The following is a 17,696-nucleotide window of genomic DNA, read 5'->3' on the forward strand; positions in this document are numbered from 1 at the left end:
CGACATGGACGAGAAAAACAACGCAAGCCCGCAGCAGGCCCCTCGTTCCATCTCCGACCCGCGCGAGGTGGCGACGTTGATCATGTCGCGCATCGGCATGGTCAACGCGAAGAAGGACGAGCTGAGCGTCGCCATCCAGGGCCTGTGCGACGCGACCCAGCAGCTGTCGCGCGCCTACTCGGCGCAGATGGTGACCATCGACCGGCTGGTGCGGCGGGTGAAGTCGCTGGAAGCCGCGGCGCAGGCCGCGGCCCAGGACCCGCAGGTCAACTGAGCAACGCCCCACAGAACCACAGGAGACGCACATGAAAACCCTGTGGATGGAACTGCGACCGCTGCTGCTGTACATCGCGGCGTTCTCCTTCTTCATCAACCTGCTGTTCCTGGTGCCCGCGTTCTTCACCCTGCAGGTGTTCGACCGGGTCATCTCGACCAGCAGCCATGAAACGCTGCTGGTGCTGCTCGCCGGGACCGGCGTGGCGCTGCTGATCCTGCTGCTGCTGGACTACGTGCGGACGCGGCTGCAGAACGTGGTGGGGATCATGGTGGACGAGCGGCTGTCCCCGCCGGTGGTCTGCGCCATCGTGGAGCGCGCCGCCCGCACGCCGACCGGCATGCGCACGGAAGGCATCCGCGATGTGGCCGCGCTGCGCGCCGTGTTTTCCGCCAACGGGCTGATCGCGGTGTTCGATGCGCCGTGGGTGTTCGTGTACGTGTTCGTGATCTGGATGTTCCACCCCGCGCTCGGCCTGGGCGCGGCGTTCTCCGCGGTCCTCATGCTGGGCCTGGCCTGGCTCAACGACCGCATCAGCCGCAAGTCGCTGGAGAACCTGCAGAACGAAGGACGCCGCGCGGCGCAATACGTCGAGAGCTCGCTGCGCAACGCCGAAGTGCTGCAGGCCCTGGGAATGACCAAGCGCCTGCTGGTGCGCTGGAGGGCCTTGCAGGACCAGATCGCCGCCATGCAGACCAGCGCCAGCCGCAGCACCGTGGCGTTCACCGCCGGGACCAAGGCCGCGCGCCAGGCCATCCAGATTCTCATGCTGGCCCTGGGCGCCTACCTGGTGCTGAGCCAGCAGGCTTCCGCCGGCGTGATGATCGCCACCAGCATCCTGCTGGGCCGCGCGGTGCAGCCGGTGGAGCAGCTCGTGGGCAGCTGGCGCACGCTGATCGAGGCGCGGGCGGCCTACGGGCGCCTGCAGGAACTGTCGAAGGACTTCGAGCGCACCGAGCCGCATGTCGCCATGCCGCGCCCCGAAGGACGCCTGAGCGCGGAGAACATCTCGTACCGCGCGGCCGGCTCGGAGACCCTGGTGCTCTCGAACATCGTCTTCGCGCTGGCGCCGGGCGAGGCCCTGGCCATCGTCGGCCCGAGCGCGGCCGGCAAGTCGACCCTCGCGCGCGTGCTCACGGGCGTGTGGCGCCCCAGCAGCGGCAAGGTCCGCCTCGACGGCGCCGACGTGTCGTACTGGCCGCGCGAAGAGCTGGGCCCCTACATCGGCTACGTGCCCCAGGACGTCGAGCTCTTCGACGGCAGCGTGGCGGACAACATTGCGCGCCTGGACAAGGTGGACTCCGAAGCGGTGGTTGCCGCCGCCGTGCGCGCCAATGCGCACGACATGATCCTGACCCTCCCGAAGGGCTACGACACGCCGGTGGGCGAACACGGCTCGCGGCTTTCTCCGGGCCAGCGCCAGCGCATCGCGCTCGCCCGCGCGCTGTACGGCAGCCCGCAGCTGGTGATCCTGGACGAGCCGAACTCCAATCTCGACGGCGCAGGAGAAGTCGCACTCGCCCAGGCGATGAGCGGCCTGCGCCAGGCGGGCGTGACCTCGGTCGTCGTCACCCACCGCCCGTCGCTGATCGCCCACGTCGACAAGATCCTGGTGCTCGCCGCGGGCCGCATCCAGCAGTTCGGCCCGGCGAGCGAGGTGATGCGCGACATGCAGCGCCAGGCCCAGGCCATCGTGGACCAGAAGGCCGCCTGAGCGCCGCGCCGCCGTTGCGAACAAGGACCCCGCACCATGAGCACCGCCACACTCCCGATGCCTCCCGTTGCAGCCCCACGCAGCAGCCGGGAACATGCACGACGCCTCGCGCGAAGCGGATGCTGGGTCATCCTCGGCGCGATCCTGCCCCTGGGCCTGTGGATGGGCCTCGCCCCGCTCTCGATGGCGGTGGTGGCCCCCGCGTTCGTCAAGGTGGACCTCAACCGCCGTCCGGTGCAGCACCTGGAAGGCGGCACCGTGCGCGAAGTCATGGTGCGCGACGGCCAGCATGTGAACGCCGGCGATCCGATCCTGGTCCTGGGCGACGTGCGCGTGGACGCCGACCGCAACCGCCTGAGCTACCGCGTCCATCTGGAGCGTGCCATGCTGGTGCGCCTGGAGGCCGAGCAATCCGTCGCCAAGACGCTCGCCTTCCCCGAAGACCTGCTGCGCGCGGCCCGGCAGGACGATCGCATCGGCCAGGCCCTGCTCAAGGAGACGGCGCTGTTCCAGGCCCAGCGCCATTCGCTGGACAGCGCGGCCTCGCTCATGAGAACGCAGCGCGATCGCGTGCAGCAGGAAATCGTTGCCGTGCACGCGCAGATCGCGCAGGCGCAGAACTCGCTCGTCCTGCAGCGCCAGGACCTGGAGGCCAACCGCGGCCTGATCCAGGAAGGCTTCATTTCGTCGAGCCGGATCTCCCAGCTCGAATCGGTGGTGATGGAGTACGCGGCCAAGCTCGAAGAACGGCGCACGGAACTGGCGCGCGCCGCCCAGCGCCTGGTGGAGATCGACCTGAAGATCCAGTCGATCCGCAACGACTACGTGAAGGCCGCGAGCGACCAGCTCAAGGCCACCACGCAGCGCCTGGGCGAGATCGAGCAGGAGCAGCGCAAGTCGAACGACGCGGCGCAGCGGCAGGTCGTCGTGGCCCCGGCCAGCGGCGAAGTGATCGACCTGAAGTTCACCTCGCCCGGCGCGGTGGTCGGGCCCGGAGAAGCGATCGCGGACATCGTGCCCAGCGACGCCCAGCTGATGATCGAGGCGCGCATCCGTCCGGAAGACATCAGCAACGTGCACCTCAACCAGCGCGCGCGGGTGAAGTTCACCGCCTTCAAGTACCGCAACACCTCGATGGTCACGGGCAAGGTGACCTATGTCGCCGGCGACCGGTTGATCGAGCGCCAGACCAACCTGCCCTACTACAGCGTGATGATCCTGGCCGACGCCGAGTCGCTCAGGGCCATCGGCGACTTCAAGCTCCAGGCGGGCATGCCCGCCGAGGTCTACATCGCGGGCGTCTCGCAGACCGCGCTGCAGTACGTCATCGAGCCCATCACCTCCACCATCCGCCGATCGGGACGGCAGATGTAGCGGGGCTGTTCTCTGTCAACGAGGGGAATACATCATGCGCAAGGATTCCAACCACCACGACCCCGTGACGCCTGTCGCCCACAGCAAGAGACGCACGTTCCTGAAGGCCTCGCTGGCAGCCACGGCCGCCCCCCTGGTCCTGACACCGGGCAAGACCCGCGCACAACCCACGCCCCTGCCGCCCAGCCCGCCGACGACACCGTGGGTCGAGGACCTGCCCAACCAGGTCACGCCGCTCACACCGCTGGCCACGCTGACCCCGGCCCCGACCCTCAACGCGAACATCGCAGGCGGCGAGTGCGGGCGTGCACCGCACCAGCGCTACGCGGAACTGACCGTGCCCGGCAAGGCCGGCACGCCGCTGCTGTACCAGCTGACGGCCAAGGAGAACCCGGCCTGGCTGTTCAACGGCAACAACCCCTACTACCCCCCGCAGCCCATCTGGGGCTACGAAGGCAACACGCCGGGGGTGACCACGCCGGGCCCCACGATCCACGCGCGCTACGGGCAGTCGGTCATCTGCCGCATCCGCAACCAGCTGCCGCAGAACCACACGGGATTCGGCTCGCCCGAGATCAGCACGCACCTGCACAACATGCACACGCCGTCGGAGAGCGACGGCTTCGCGAGCGACTTCTACAGCGCCGTCCAGGGCGGCGTGACGCTGACCGCGCCGGGGACCTTCAACGACCACTTCTACCCCAACCTCTACGCCGGCTTCGACGAGTTCGGCGGCCTCGGCGATTCGCGCGAAGCCCTGGGCTCGCTCTTCTATCACGACCACACGGAAGGCGTGACGGCACCGAACGTGCTCAAGGGCATGTTCGGGCGCTACATGGTCTTCGACGCGCTCGACACCGGCGACGAAACCACGGGGCTGCGGCTGCCCAGCGGCGCGTACGACTACCCCCTGAGCTTCTCGGACAAGCGGTTCGACTCGGGCGGCCGGCTGACCTTCGACGAGCTCAACCCCGAGGGCGTGCTGGGCGACAAGATCGTGGTCAACGGCAAGATCGAGCCGGTGCTGCGCGTCGCACGCCGCAAGTACCGGCTGCGGCTGCTGAACGTCGGGCCGTCGCGCTTCTACGAGTTCGTGCTGCAGAACACGGGCGGCACCATCGTGTACCCGTACACCCAGATCGCCAGCGACGGCAACCTGCTGCCGGCACCGATCCTGAACCAGCTGAGGGTGCGGATCGCACCGGCCGAGCGCGCGGACATCGTGGTGGACTTCTCGCGATTCCCGCTGAACACCACGCTGTACCTCGTCAACCAGCTCACGCAGGTCGATACCCGCCGGCCCGGCCCGGTGCAGTCGCCGGGCACGCGCGTGCTCAAGTTCATCGTCGATCGCCAGCCCCCGACGCCCGACCTGAGCGTGGTGCCGAGCGTGCTGCGCCCGCTGCGCGACCTGCCCAGTGCCAGCGAACTCGCGGCCCTGCCGGTTCGCACCTGGGTGTTCCAGCGCAACAGCGGCATGTGGAACGTCAACGGGCTGTTCTTCGATTCGCTCACGGCCAGAGCCAGGATCACCAGGGGCACCGCCGAGATCTGGGAGTTCATCAATCCCGACAACGGCTGGCAGCACCCGATCCACGTGCACTTCGAAGAAGGACGGATTCTCAGCAAGAGCGTCAACGGCGTGAGCCTGACCATTCCCGTGAACGAGCGCGGACGCAAGGACGTCTTCGTCGTCGGCGAACTCATGACCGTGAGGGTGTTCGTGCGCTTCCGCGATTTCTCGGGCAAGTACCTGATGCACTGCCACAACCTCACCCACGAGGACCACGCAATGATGGTTCGCTTCGACATCGTGTGAAGAACGCCGATGACTTTCAGGAGATTCTCATGAACCACCGCAGACACTTGATCGCCGGACTGGGCGTCGCGTCCTTGTACGCGTTCGGCCTGCCCGCCTCCGCCGAGGCGCCGGCAACGGCTGCACGCCCGGGGCGTCGCATGCCGAACGTCGAACTGAAGACCCACACCGGGGCGAAGGTGAACTTCTACGACGACCTGGTCCGTGGAAAGATCGTCGCCATCAACATGATGTATGCAGACTGCGAAGGCATCTGTCCGCTCATGACCAACAACCTCCTGCGCGTGCAGGAGCGCCTGGCCTCTCGGGTGGGCCGGGACATCTTCATGTACTCGATCACCATCCGCCCGGAGATCGACACCGTCGAGCACCTGGCCGACTACGCCGAGATGCACAGCGTGAACCCGGGCTGGCTTTTCCTGACCGGGAGCCGGAGCAACATCGACCTCGTGCGCTTTGCCCTGGGCTTCTACGACCCGGACCCGAAGGTCGACAAGGAGATCAATCGCCACACCGGCATGGTGCGCATCGGCAACGACGTCTATGACCGCTGGTCGATGGCGCCGGCGCTGGCGGCGCCCGAGCAGATCGTGGCCGCCATCCTGCATGTCGATCGCAGCCCGGCCGCGGTTCGCCGCGCGGGTGGCGCCATCTTGCAGGCCGACCCTCGGAGCACGGTCTGAACCAGCGCCTGCGCCGACCCCCACCCGGTGGACAGGGCTCACGGGCCCCCGCCACCGGGAAGCGTCTCGTCCCGGCATGGGGCGCCGTGCTCGCAGCGAGCTTCGCGTGGCCCGTCCATGGCCAGAGCCTGGTCGAGATCTACACGTCGGCGCGCGGCTACGACGCCACCTACCAGGGCGCGCGGGCCCAGTACGAGGCCACGCTGGCGCGGGCGGCGCAGTCCAGGGCCGGCATCCTGCCCACCGTTGGCCTCTCGGCCGGCGCCTCGCACACCCGGCAGGACCTCTCGACGGAAGGCAGTGCGACAACGCGCGGGTTCAACACCCAGAGTGTCGGCATCAACGCCACGCAGCCGCTGTACCGCCCCGCCAACTGGGCCGCCTACGAGCAGGGCCAGCGGCAGGCCGAGGTGGCGCAGATGGTGCTCACCATCGCCGAGCAGGACCTCATCGTGCGCGTGAGCCAGGCCTACTTCGACGTGCTCGCCAGCCAGGACAGCCTGGCCCTGGTGCGCGCGCAGAAGGTGGCCGTGGCCGAGCAGCTCGCATCGGCCAAGCGCAACTTCGAGGTCGGCACCACCACCATCACCGATGCGCGCGAAGCCCAGGCCCGCTACGACCTGGTGATCGCACAGGAGATTGCGGCCGAGAACGACCTGCAGGTGAAGAAGATCGTGCTCGACCAGCTCGTCGGCAGCACCGGCAGCGTGCCCGTGCCGCTGGCGGCACCCGTGGTGCTGCCCCCGCTCGCGCCCGCCGACATCGAGGTCTGGACCTCGCACGCGGATGCCGGGCACCCTGCGATCCAGCAGGCCCGCCTGGGCCTGGATGTGGCCGGGCTCGAGGTGCAGAAAGCGCAGGCCGGCCACCTGCCCACGCTCGATGCGACCCTGGGCTACAACGTCACGAACAACCCCCAGGGCACCAACACCACGCCGGGCCGCTCGCGGGTCAAGGCCCTCACCGTGGGCGTCTCCCTCAACCTGCCCTTGTTTGCCGGCTACGCGATCGAGAACCGCGTCAGGGAAACGCTGGCGCTCGAAGACCAGTCGCGCTCGCTGCTCGAGGCCACGCGCCGCGGCGTCGCGCAGGCCACCCGCGCCACCTACCTGGGGCTGGTGTCGGCTGCCGGCCAGGTGAAAGCGCTCGAAGCCGCCGAGGTCTCCAGCCAGATCGCGCTGGAGGCCAATCGCATGGGCTACCAAGTGGGCGTGCGCATCAACATCGACGTGCTCAACGCGCAGAGCCAGCTGTTCCAGACCAAGCGCGACCTGGCGGTGGCGCGCTATTCGGTGCTGCTCGGCAATCTCAAGCTGCGGCAGGCCAACGGCACGCTGGTGCCCGAGGACCTGAACGCCATCGATGCCGCGCTTGCAACCCACGGCCGCACCCCGGTCGACAGCGCGGCGCCCGTCTCCGTGTCCAGGAGAACGCCGGCTCGCCAATGACGAGGCATGCCATGGCACGTACCGACAGCACCAGCGACTGCTCGCGGCCATGACGGCGCTGAACATGCAGGTGACGCCATGCGACTGCTTCTGCTTCAGGATCGCGCGCGGGTCGACGACGGCCTGTTCACGCACTTGCGCAAGAACGGGTTCCTGATCGACAGCGTCGAGCGGCTCGGCGACATCGACGTGCTGGAGAACGAGTCCTACGACGTGCTGCTCGTCAGCTCGCAGTTGCCCGACGGATCGGGACTCGACTGGGTCCGGTTGTTGCGGGTGCAGCACATCACCACGCCGGTCCTGATGCTGATGGTGGGAGCGCCTGGCCCGACCGCGCAGGCCGAGGTCCTCGACGCAGGCGCGGACGACTTCGTGGTGATGCCGTGCCGCCCCGAGCAGGTGGCCGAGCGGGTGCGGGCACTGCGTTGCCGGGCCGCGGGCCTGGCAACGCCGCGCGTGCGGTGCGGCGACGTCGAGTTCGACCTGGGCAGCCGGACGACGGTCCGCTGCGGCATGCCTGTCGCGCTGACCGAGCGGGAATGGAACCTGGTGGAGGCGCTCGCGCTGCGCTTCGATCACACGGTCCCCAAGGCCCAGGTGGAATTGCTGGTGCAGGGGATTCACGGCGCCCCCACGAGCAACGCCCTGGAAGTGCATCTGTCCAACGTGCGGCGCAAGCTCGGGCGGCAGATCATCCGGACGATTCGCGGGGTCGGCTACCGCCTGAACACCTGAGCCCGTCGTCTTCAGACTCGTAAGCGTGCCGCACACAAGATAGCAACCTTAAGACGTGCGACTGGCCAGAATCGCACCACTCGCAGAGCCCCATCACTCACCGATGGCGCCACCACTGTCGCAGCGTCCCCCCGGGGCATGAATGGCGACACCTTCTCACGCAGGTACCACCGAACCATGTTCAAGCCCTCTCCCGCTCTCGTTTTCGCCAATTTCATGCAGCTGCCGACCATCGTGCCGAAAGCGGTGTGGCGCGCGCTGCGCGTGGTGAGCATCGCCTCGGCCCTGGCCCTGGCCGTCATGCTGGCGCTGCGGCCCGCCACCGCGATGCCGTTGTTCTGGGGGCTGATCGTGCCGTCGCTCCCGCTCGTGTTCATGCTGGCCCCCGGGCTGTGGCGCAACGTCTGCCCGCTGGCCGCCATCAACCAGATCCCCCGCAGGCTCGGCATCACGCGCGCACTCACGAGCCGCCGCCTGTCGCAGGGTGCGGCATTTCCGATCGGCATCGGCCTGCTGATCTGCGCGGTCGTCGCGCGCAAGCTGCTGTTCAACGGCAACGGCATGGCCACCGCCGGCCTGCTGGCGGCAGCCATGGGGGCGGCGCTCATCGGCGGCCTGCTGTTCAAGGGCAAGAGCGGCTGGTGCAGCAGCATCTGCCCCCTGCTGCCGGTGCAGCGGCTGTACGGCCAGACGCCGTTCATCCGCATCGCCAACACGCACTGCGAACCGTGCGTGGGCTGCGCCAAGAACTGCTACGACCTCAACCCCGGCGCGGCCTACCTGGCCGACCAGTACGACCCGAACCCGGCGTACCGCAACTTCCGCAGCTTCTTCGCAGGCGTCTTTCCGGGCCTGATCCTCGGCTACTACCTCGTGCCTTCGCCCGCCGAGATCGGCCCGGTCTCCACGGTCATGCAGATGCTGGTCTACATGGCCGCCAGCCTGACGCTCTTCAACCTGATCGAACTGCTGGGCAGCAAGACGCGCAACCTGTCGCCGGTGCTCTTCGCGGCGGCCGCGTTCTCGCTGTACTACTGGTTCACCGCCCCGCTGGTCGTCAGCACCTTGAGCAGCCTGAGCGGCATGGCCATCGCCCCCGAAGTCGTCGCCACGCTGCGCGGCCTGACGATCATCGCGAGCCTGACGTGGATCGCGCGGTCGCTGCATGTCGAGCGCCTGTTCCTTCGCCGTGAATTGCGCAAGGGTGTCCGGGACGGCTCCCGGCTGGCGCCGATCGTCATCGAGACGATGCGGCTGCACCGCGGCCCAAACGACGCCGCGCGCAAGGCGCCGGTTGCAGCCCCGCCGGAGAACGAGGCCGCTGCGGCCGCGCCGGCGGATGCGTCCCCGCAGCCGGCCGAACTCTGCATCGATCCCACCGGCACGAAGACCCCCATCCGCAAGGGCCAGACCCTGCTCGAAGCGCTCGAAGACTGCGGCGCCCCCATCAACGCCGGCTGTCGTTCCGGCGTGTGCGGCGCCGACCCGATCGCCGTCGTGGCGGGCGGCGAACGGCTCGCCCCCATCGGCAGCGACGAGCGGGCGACGCTGGCCCGGCTCGGCTGCGCCGACGGCACGCGCCTGGCCTGCATGGCGCGCATCCGCAATGCCGGGCCCATCCGCATCGACCTGAAGCGGGAGGCGACCCCGGCGGCGCGCGAGACACGCAAGCCCGAGGTCGTGCCCTTCGATGCGTCGATCCGCCGCGTCGTGATCGTGGGCAACGGCGTGGCCGGCCTGACCGCGGCCGACCATGTGCGGCGTCGCCACCCCGACTGCGAGATCCACCTCATCGGCCGCGAGAACCACAACGCCTACAACCGGATGGCCATTGCCAAGCTGATCAGCATGCCGACGGGTGTCCAGGGCCTGCACCTGCTGCCCGAGCAGTGGTATGCCGAGCACCGTGTCACCGCGTGGCTCAACACGCATGTGTCGGGCGTCGACACGCAGCGTCGCGAGCTCACGCTGGCGACCCGGGAAACGCTGGGCTACGACAGGCTGATCCTGTGCTCGGGCAGCTCGGCATGGGTCCCGCCGCTCGACGGCTACGGCATCGAAGGCAGCTTTGTGCTGCGCGATGCCGACGACGCGATGGCGATCCGCGACTACATGCAGCGCTTCCACGGCACCTGCGCGGTCGTGCTGGGCGCCGGCTTGCTCGGCCTGGAAGCCGCGCAGGCCCTGGCACAGCTCGGGGCGCAGGTCCAGGTGCTGTCGAACAGCGGCCAGATCCTGGACCGGCAGATCGACACCCCGGCCAGTGCCTTGCTGGAAGCGCACCTGGCAACCCAGGGCATCCATGTCATGACCGGTGCCGACGCCGCGCGGCTGGAGCCGGGCAGCGAGGGCCGCGTGGCGCGGCTCGTGCTCAAGGACGGACGCCAGCTCCCCGCCGACGTGGTCGTGGTGTGCACCGGCGTGCGCGCCAACGTCGACATCGCGCAGTCGGCCGGCCTCGCGCTCGGCCGCGGCATCATCGTCGACGCACAGATGCGCACCAGTGCCCCCCATGTCTATGCCGCGGGCGATGTGGCCGAGTTCGAGGGCCACTCGATCCCCCTGTGGGCCGTGGCGGCCGAGCAGGGAGAAATTGCGGCCGTCAATGCGCTGGGCGGCAAGCGCGTCTATCGCGGCCATGTGCCCGTGACCGCGCTGAAGGTCTCGGGCATCGACGTCCGCTCCGCGGGCTCCGTGCACGCCGCGCGGCCCGGCGAATTCGAGTTGACGCAGTCCGAGCCTGCGCAGGGCATCTATCGCAAGCTGGTGGTCGCCGAGGGCCGGCTTGTCGGCGCGGTGCTGGTCGGATCGCCGGACGAGGCGGACGAGGTCATTCCGGCCGTGCGCGAGCACGCGCCGGTCTCCGCGATGACCGCCTTGCTGGAGCGTGGGGACTGGCAGCAGCATTCGGTGGCATTGGCGGCCTAGCCTGTGCGGCGGGTCGCCGGTCCCGGCGGCCGGCTTCATCTCCCAGCCTGGACGGCGGCCGTCGTCGGTGTCGGTGTCGGTGTCGGATGGCTGACATCCGCGACGTCGATCACAAACCGCCGCTTCGGCGGTAGCTCCCGGGCGCGCTGCCCGTCCAGCACTTGAAGGCGCGCTGGAAGGCGGAGCTGTTGGCAAACCCGAGCTCGTCGGCCAGCTCCGCCAGCGGCACGGTGCTCGTGCTCAGCCGCTGGATGGCCGTGTCGCGGCGCAGCTCGTCCTTCAGCGCCTGGAACGACGTGCCCTCCAGCGCGAGCCGCCGCTGCAGCGTGGAGACCGTGACATGCAGCGCGGCGGCCGTCGCCACGAGGTCCGGCCATGCGGGCTGCGCGTGCTGCAGGTGGCTGCGCACGCGCGCGCCGATTCCCTCGTCGGTGCGCCTGGGCACGATCATGTGGGCCTGCGCATCGGCCAGGAAGACATGCAGCGCGGCCTCGTCGCGACGCACCACGTCCTTCAGGCGTGCCGCGTCGAACCAGAACGCCGACAGCTCGCAATCGAACTGCTGCGGCGCCGGAAAAATCTTGCCGTAGCCGCCGGCATGCGCGGGCGGCCCGAACGCGAAGTCGAAGCGCACCACGGGCAGCTGGCCGCCCACGATCCACGCCATGAGGCGCCACGCGGTGCGCAGCAGCACCTCCTGCAGGAACACCGTCGGCCTCGCGCCCGGTTCGGTGAAGCGCACCACCACGCCGGCCAGCTCGGCCCGGCACACCAGCTCCAGCACCACGTCGTCCTGCAGCAGGCGAAAGGTGCGCGCCGCGCGGCGAAGCGCCACCTGCAGCGTGGGAGCGCCGAGCGCCGAGCGCGCGATCAGCGCGAAGCTCCCGCGCCGCAGCGGGCGGCTCAGCAGCCCGATGAAGTCGTCGTCCAGCCGCTCGGTCAGCACGCGGAACAGCCTCGCGTACTGCTGCGTCGTCACGCGCGCGTCCGACTGCCCGAGCAGGCCGGGCGCGATGCCGGCCTCGACCAGGAAAGGCTCGAGCGGCTGGCCGCGCGCACGCACCCCGGACAGGATGCCGTGCACGAAGCTGATGGAAACCGTTTGGGGAGGATGAAGCATCGAAGGCGGGCCGCGTCGCGTGGATGTTGCCGGGCCGACTGTGCACCGGCGCGTGCCTGTCATGCAAGCGCCGCGTGGCCCGATCGCGCGCCGCGCAGATTGCGATGTTCTGCCATCCGAACAACGCAAAACGGCATCGTGCCGAGGGCGATCGGTTCCTAACATGGGCCACGCAGGCCAGGGTCTGCGAAACCCAGACCAAGAACCAAACGAGAGACAACGCCATGTACATGACCCAGTCGCTGCACCGCGCCCTGCAGCAGAGTCCCGACAAGGTGGCCGTGCGTTTTGCCGGCCGCACACGCACCTTCCGCGCGTTCGTGGAGCGCGTCGCCCGCCTCGCGGGCGCCCTGCAGCAGCTGGGCATGAAGCCGGGCGACCGCGTGGCGATGCTGGCGCTCAACTCCGACCGCTACCTCGAATACCAGATGGCCGTGCCCTGGGGCGGCGGCGTGCTCAACCCCTGCAACATCCGCTGGTCGGCCGCCGAGATTCTCTATTCGCTGGAAGACTCGGGCTCCACCATCCTGCTGGTCGACGAGGCCTTCCGCCCGATGGTCGAGAAGATGCGCGGCGAATCCAGGAGCCTGCGCGAAGTCATTTATTGCAGCAGCGGCGAGCACGACGGCGAACTGCCGCCCGGCATGCACGGCTACGAGACGCTGCTGGCCGCAACCTCGCCCGTGCCCGATGCGGTTCGCCGCGACGAAGACCTGGCCGGCATCTTCTACACCGGCGGCACCACGGGCTTTCCCAAGGGCGTGATGCTCAGCCACACCAACCTGTGCAGCTCGGCCATGGCGATGCAGGCCGAAGGCCTGGCACCGTCCGGCGGCAACTACCTGCATGCCGCACCGATGTTCCACCTGGGCGACATGGGCCTGGCCATGCCGCACTGGCCCGCCGGCAACACGCACACGATCATCCCGATGTTCACGCCGCAGGGCGTGCTCGATGCGATCGAGCGCGACCGCGTGACCAACACGCTGCTGGTCCCCACGATGATCCAGATGCTGGTCGACCACCCCGCGATGAAGGAGCCGCGCGACCTCGCCAGCCTGAAGTGCATCTTCTACGGCGCGTCGCCGATGCAGGAGGCCGTGCTGGAACGCGCGATGGCCGCCCTTCCCCACGTGGACTTCGTGCAGGGCTACGGCATGACGGAGCTGGCGCCGCTGGCCACGATCAACCCGCCCAGCTCGTACACGGCCGAGGGCCACCGCCTGGGGCGGCACCGCTCCGCGGGGCGCGCGAGCGTCTGCATGGAAGTACGCATCGTCGACCCCGCCGGCCTCGAGGTGCCGCGCGGCACGGTGGGCGAAGTCACGGTGCGCGGCCCCAACGTGATGCAGGGCTACTGGGGCAAGCCGGAGCAGACGGCCGCCGCCGTGCGCGACGGCTGGATGCACACCGGCGACGGCGCCTGGATGGACGACGGCGGCTACATCTTCGTCGTCGACCGCATCAAGGACATGATCATCAGCGGCGGCGAGAACGTCTACTCGGCCGAGGTCGAGAACGCCGTCACCCAGCACCCCGCCGTCGCGGCCTGCGCGGTGATCGGCATCCCCAGCGACGAATGGGGCGAGAGCGTGCACGCGGTGCTGGTCCTCAAGCCGGGACTGAGCGCCGAAGCCGCGGACATCGTCGCCCACTGCAAGACGCTGATCGCTGGCTACAAGTGCCCGCGCAGCGTGGCCTTCGTCGACACGCTGCCGATGTCGGGCGCCGGCAAGGTGCTCAAGACCCAGCTGCGCGAGCCCTTCTGGCAGGGCCGCCAGCGCAACGTCGCATGAGCGCGTCGCCGTCTTTCTTTTCTCTCAACCCACAGGAAATTCCCATGAGCCGCGATGTCTTCGTCACCGGGGTCGGCATGATCCCCTTCACCAAGCCGGGTGCCAGCGCGCCCTACCAGGCCATGGCCGCCGACGCCACGCGCCGTGCGCTGGCCGATGCCGGCATCGGCTACGAGCTGGTGCAGCAGGCCTACGTGGGCTACGTGTACGCCGACTCGACCGCCGGCCAGAGCGCGCTCTACGAAGTCGGCATGACCGGCATCCCGGTCGTCAACGTCAACAACAACTGTTCCACCGGCTCGACCGCGCTGTTCCTCGCGCGCCAGGCCGTGGCCAGCGGCGCGGCCGACTGCGTGCTGGCGCTCGGCTTCGAACAGATGAGCCCCGGCGCGCTGGGCTCGGTGTTCAAGGACAAGCCCAGCCCCTTCGCACGCTTCGACACGGCCACCGACGACCTGGTCGGCGAGAGCGACATTCCCCTGGCGCTGCGCTACTTCGGCGGCGCGGGCCTGGCGCACATGCAGCAGTACGGCACGCAGCTGTCGACCTTCGCGAAGATCCGCGCCAAGGCCAGCCGCCATGCCGCGAACAACCCGGTGGCGCTGTTCCGCACCGTCGTCACCGAAGACGAAGTGCTCGCGACGCCCGTGATGTGGCCCGGCGTGATGACGCGGCTGATGGCTTGCCCGCCCACCTGCGGCGCGGCGGCCGCCATCGTCTGCTCGGACGCGTTCGCGCAGCGCCACGGCCTCGATCGCAGCGTGCGCATCAAGGCGCAGGCCATGACCACCGACCGGCCCATCACCTTCGAGGCGCGCGACATGCGCGAGGTGGTCGGCTTCAGCATGGCGCAGGAAGCAGCGCAGAAGGTCTACGACGCGGCCGGTGTCGGCCCGCAGGACATCGACGTGGTCGAGCTGCACGACTGCTTCGCGCACAACGAACTCATCAGCTACGAAGCGCTGGGCCTGTGCCCGGTCGGCGGCGCGGAGAAGTTCGTGGTCGATGGCGACAACACCTACGGTGGCAAGGTCGTCACCAACCCCTCGGGCGGCCTGCTGTCGAAGGGCCATCCGCTGGGCGCCACGGGTCTTGCGCAATGCACGGAGCTGGTCCAGCAGCTGCGCGGCACGGCCGAGAAGCGCCAGGTCGAAGGCGCGCGGCTCGCGCTACAGCACAACCTGGGCCTCGGCGGCGCCTGCGTGGTCACGCTGTACGAGCGCATCTGAACCCCACGACAACCCAAGGAGACCCTCTCATGATCGACAAGAAATGGATCGGCCACGCGCTGCCCACGTCGGTGCTGCCCATCGAGCGCAGCCGGCTGCAGTTCTTCGCCAAGGCCATCGGCGAGACCGACCCGGTCTACACCGATGCCGCCGCCGCGCGCGATGCCGGCTACCCCGACCTGCCGGCACCGCCCACCTTCCTGTTCGCTGCTGAACTGGACTCGGGTGCTTCGGACCAGCTGCTCACCGACCTGCAGATTCCGCTGGCCAAGCTGCTGCACGGCGAGCAGAGCTTCAGCTACCACCGCCCCGCCTGCGTGGGTGACACGGTGACGGTGCGCTCCACCGTCAGCGACATCTACGACAAGAAGAACGGCGCGCTCGAATTCGTCGTGAAGACCTCGCGCGCCACCAACCAGCGCGACGAACTCGTGGCCGAGCTGCGCACGGTCATCGTCTGCCGCCACTGAAGGAACACCCCATGACCTCCCCCACCTTCGACTCCGTGCAGGTCGGCGACGAACTTCCGGCCGTGCAGTTGCCAGCCGTGAACCGCACCGCGCTCGCGCTCTTTGCCGGCGCCTCGGGCGACCACAACCCGATCCACATCGACACCGACATGGCGCGCCGCTCGGGCATGCCCGACGTGTTCGCGCAAGGCATGCTGGGCATGGCCTGGCTGGGCCGCGTGCTCACGCAGTGGGCGCCGCAAAGCCGGCTGCGCCACTTCGAGGCGCGCTTCCAGGGCATCACGCACCTGGGCAACGCCATGCGCTGCAGCGGCCGCATCGTCGAGAAGACCGAGCGCAACGGCGAACGCGGCGTTCGCATCGAACTGCAAAGCACCAACCAGTTCGGCCAGACCAAGATCGTCGGCGAAGCCTTCGTCGCCCTGCCCTGACCACCCAACATCCCGGAAAGAACACCATGACAAACAAACTCGAAGGCAAGGTCGCCCTCATCACCGGTTCGGGCCGCGGCATCGGCCGCTCGATCGCGCTCAAGCTCGCCAGCGAAGGCGCCCGCATCGTCGTCAACGACCTCGACGCCGAACCCGCGCAGGAGGCTGTACAGGCCATCCGCGAGGCCGGCGGCCAGGCCGTGGCCTGCGTCGGCAACGTCAACGCGACCGACTTCGCCGAGCGCTTCGTCGGCACGGCCGTGAGCGAATTCAAGGGCCTGGACATCGTCGTCAACAACGCCGGCTACACCTGGGACAACGTGATCCAGAAGATGACCGACGAGCAGTGGTACGCGATGCTCGACTGCCACCTGACGGCGCCGTTTCGCATCCTGCGCGCGGCGCAGCCGGTGATCCGCGCGCTCGGCAAGGCGGAAACCGAAGCCGGGCAGCGCGTGGTGCGCAAGGTCGTCAACATCTCGTCGATGGCGGGCCTGTTCGGCAACCCGGGCCAGACCAACTACGCGGCGGCCAAGGCCGGCATCACCGGCATGACGCAGACGCTGGCCAAGGAATGGGGCCGCATGAACGTCACCGTCAACTGCGTGGCCTACGGCCTCATCAAGACCCGCCTGACCGGCAACGCCGCCGACGGCGGCACCGCCAACATCGACGGACGCGACATCAAGGTGGGCGTGAACCCCGACCTCATGGCCGCGATGGAACGCGGCATTCCGCTGGGCCGTGGCGGCACGCCCGAAGAAGCGGCGGGCGCCGTGTACCTGCTGTGCATTCCCGAGTCCGACTACGTGAGCGGCCAGACGCTGGTGTGCAGCGGCGGCCTCACGGGGTTCTGAGCGATGACCGCCGCTGTCCGGCGCGAGGTGCACGAGGGCATCGCGACGCTCACGCTCGACCGGCCCGACGCCCTCAACGCCCTGGCACCGCCGCTGCTCGAAGCCCTGCTGGCGGCGCTGCGCGACAGCGCGGCCGACGCGCGCGTGCGCGCCATCGTGCTGACGGGCGCGGGCCGCGCCTTTTCCGGCGGGGGCGACATCGGCTACTTCGGCGACGTGCTCGCCGGCGGGCCGGCCCATGCGCAGGAAGAAATCGGGCGCGGCATGCAGGAGGTGGGCAACCCCATCACGCAGGCCATCGCCGACTGCGCGGTGCCGGTGGTGGCCGCCGTCAACGGCCCCTGCGTGGGCGCGGGCGTGGGCATTGCGCTGGCGGCCGACGTCGTGCTCGCGGCGCGCTCGGCCTACTTTTTGGTGCCCCAGGTGCCGCAGCTGGGGGCCGTGCCCGACCTGGGTGCGACCTGGTCGCTGCCCCGCCTGCTCGGGCGCAGCCGCGCGCTCGGCATGGCGCTGCTCGGCGAACGCATCGACGCGGCAAAGGCCGAGCAATGGGGCCTCGTCTGGCGCTGCGTCGACGATGCCGTGCTGCTCGAAGAAGCCCACGCGATCGCCAGGCGATTGGCCGCTGCATCGGCCGCCGCCTTGCGCGATACGCGGCAGCTGATCGACGCGGCAAGCAACAACACGCTGGCCCGGCAACTGAGCGACGAATGCACGGCCCAGCGCCGGCACGTGGCCGGTGAATTTTTCAACGACGCCTGCGCGCGCTTCCTGGCCCGCGCCAAGGCCGATCGATCGACCCACTGACTGACTGACCG

General features: G+C 69.2%; 15 protein-coding genes. 14 read left to right on the forward strand and 1 reads right to left on the reverse strand.

Annotated features, from left to right (window positions below; all coding sequences use genetic code 11):
- Positions 1–4: 4 nt before the first annotated feature.
- The 8 genes from AC07YS_RS11020 to AC07YS_RS11055 all read left to right on the forward strand — a co-directional run bounded on the left by AC07YS_RS11020 (position 5) and on the right by AC07YS_RS11055 (position 10,975).
- Positions 5–274 carry a hypothetical protein gene (locus tag AC07YS_RS11020; RefSeq protein WP_143599160.1) on the forward strand — a complete coding sequence of 90 codons (270 nt, stop codon included), beginning with the start codon at positions 5–7 and terminating at the stop codon, positions 272–274.
- A gap of 31 nt (positions 275–305) precedes the next feature.
- On the forward strand, positions 306–1,988 hold the full coding sequence (locus AC07YS_RS11025; protein WP_495267692.1) for a type I secretion system permease/ATPase: 1,683 nt from the start codon (positions 306–308) through the stop codon (positions 1,986–1,988).
- A 36-nt stretch (positions 1,989–2,024) separates the two neighbouring features.
- A complete protein-coding gene (locus AC07YS_RS11030; protein WP_070059823.1) occupies positions 2,025–3,362 on the forward strand; it encodes an HlyD family type I secretion periplasmic adaptor subunit in 1,338 nt (445 codons plus the stop codon).
- 34 nt (positions 3,363–3,396) lie between these two features.
- On the forward strand, positions 3,397–5,181 hold the full coding sequence (locus tag AC07YS_RS11035) for a multicopper oxidase family protein (RefSeq protein ID WP_495267693.1): 1,785 nt from the start codon (positions 3,397–3,399) through the stop codon (positions 5,179–5,181).
- A complete protein-coding gene (locus AC07YS_RS11040) occupies positions 5,178–5,864 on the forward strand; it encodes an SCO family protein (protein WP_354347816.1) in 687 nt (228 codons plus the stop codon). Before AC07YS_RS11035 ends, AC07YS_RS11040 begins: the two co-directional genes overlap by 4 nt.
- An 86-nt stretch (positions 5,865–5,950) precedes the next feature.
- Positions 5,951–7,312: a TolC family outer membrane protein gene (locus AC07YS_RS11045; RefSeq protein WP_095950017.1), complete on the forward strand. Its 1,362-nt coding sequence runs from the start codon at positions 5,951–5,953 to the stop codon at positions 7,310–7,312.
- 78 nt (positions 7,313–7,390) lie between these two features.
- Positions 7,391–8,047, forward strand: coding sequence for a winged helix-turn-helix domain-containing protein (locus AC07YS_RS11050; protein WP_495267694.1), 657 nt, complete (start codon positions 7,391–7,393; stop codon positions 8,045–8,047).
- A 216-nt stretch (positions 8,048–8,263) separates the two neighbouring features.
- A complete protein-coding gene (locus AC07YS_RS11055; RefSeq protein ID WP_495267695.1) occupies positions 8,264–10,975 on the forward strand; it encodes an FAD-dependent oxidoreductase in 2,712 nt (903 codons plus the stop codon).
- 109 nt (positions 10,976–11,084) lie between these two features.
- Here the strand turns inward: AC07YS_RS11055 and AC07YS_RS11060 are convergent, their stop codons facing one another.
- On the reverse strand, positions 11,085–12,095 hold the full coding sequence (locus AC07YS_RS11060) for an AraC family transcriptional regulator (RefSeq protein ID WP_495267696.1): 1,011 nt from the start codon (positions 12,093–12,095) through the stop codon (positions 11,085–11,087).
- 224 nt (positions 12,096–12,319) lie between these two features.
- Here AC07YS_RS11060 and AC07YS_RS11065 point away from each other — a divergent pair, with 224 nt between their 5' ends.
- From AC07YS_RS11065 to AC07YS_RS11090, 6 genes are read left to right on the forward strand one after another with little or no spacing between them, the layout of a single operon-like run.
- The gene (locus AC07YS_RS11065) at positions 12,320–13,891 is read left to right on the forward strand and encodes a long-chain-fatty-acid--CoA ligase (protein ID WP_495267697.1); all 1,572 of its coding nucleotides are present in this window, start codon (positions 12,320–12,322) and stop codon (positions 13,889–13,891) included.
- Positions 13,892–13,935: 44 nt separating this feature from the next.
- Complete coding sequence (locus AC07YS_RS11070) at positions 13,936–15,120, forward strand: lipid-transfer protein (RefSeq protein ID WP_495267698.1); 1,185 nt, start codon at positions 13,936–13,938, stop codon at positions 15,118–15,120.
- 29 nt (positions 15,121–15,149) lie between these two features.
- Positions 15,150–15,590: a MaoC family dehydratase N-terminal domain-containing protein gene (locus tag AC07YS_RS11075; RefSeq protein WP_095744448.1), complete on the forward strand. Its 441-nt coding sequence runs from the start codon at positions 15,150–15,152 to the stop codon at positions 15,588–15,590.
- 11 nt (positions 15,591–15,601) lie between these two features.
- The gene (locus AC07YS_RS11080; RefSeq protein ID WP_492738446.1) at positions 15,602–16,021 is read left to right on the forward strand and encodes a MaoC family dehydratase; all 420 of its coding nucleotides are present in this window, start codon (positions 15,602–15,604) and stop codon (positions 16,019–16,021) included.
- A gap of 26 nt (positions 16,022–16,047) precedes the next feature.
- Complete coding sequence (locus AC07YS_RS11085; protein ID WP_492694887.1) at positions 16,048–16,878, forward strand: SDR family NAD(P)-dependent oxidoreductase; 831 nt, start codon at positions 16,048–16,050, stop codon at positions 16,876–16,878.
- 3 nt (positions 16,879–16,881) lie between these two features.
- A complete protein-coding gene (locus tag AC07YS_RS11090) occupies positions 16,882–17,685 on the forward strand; it encodes an enoyl-CoA hydratase-related protein (protein ID WP_495267699.1) in 804 nt (267 codons plus the stop codon).
- The last annotated feature ends 11 nt before the right edge of the window (positions 17,686–17,696 follow it).

The sequence above is a fragment of the Variovorax sp. GW458-11-26-14-LB1 genome, assembly GCF_059423965.1.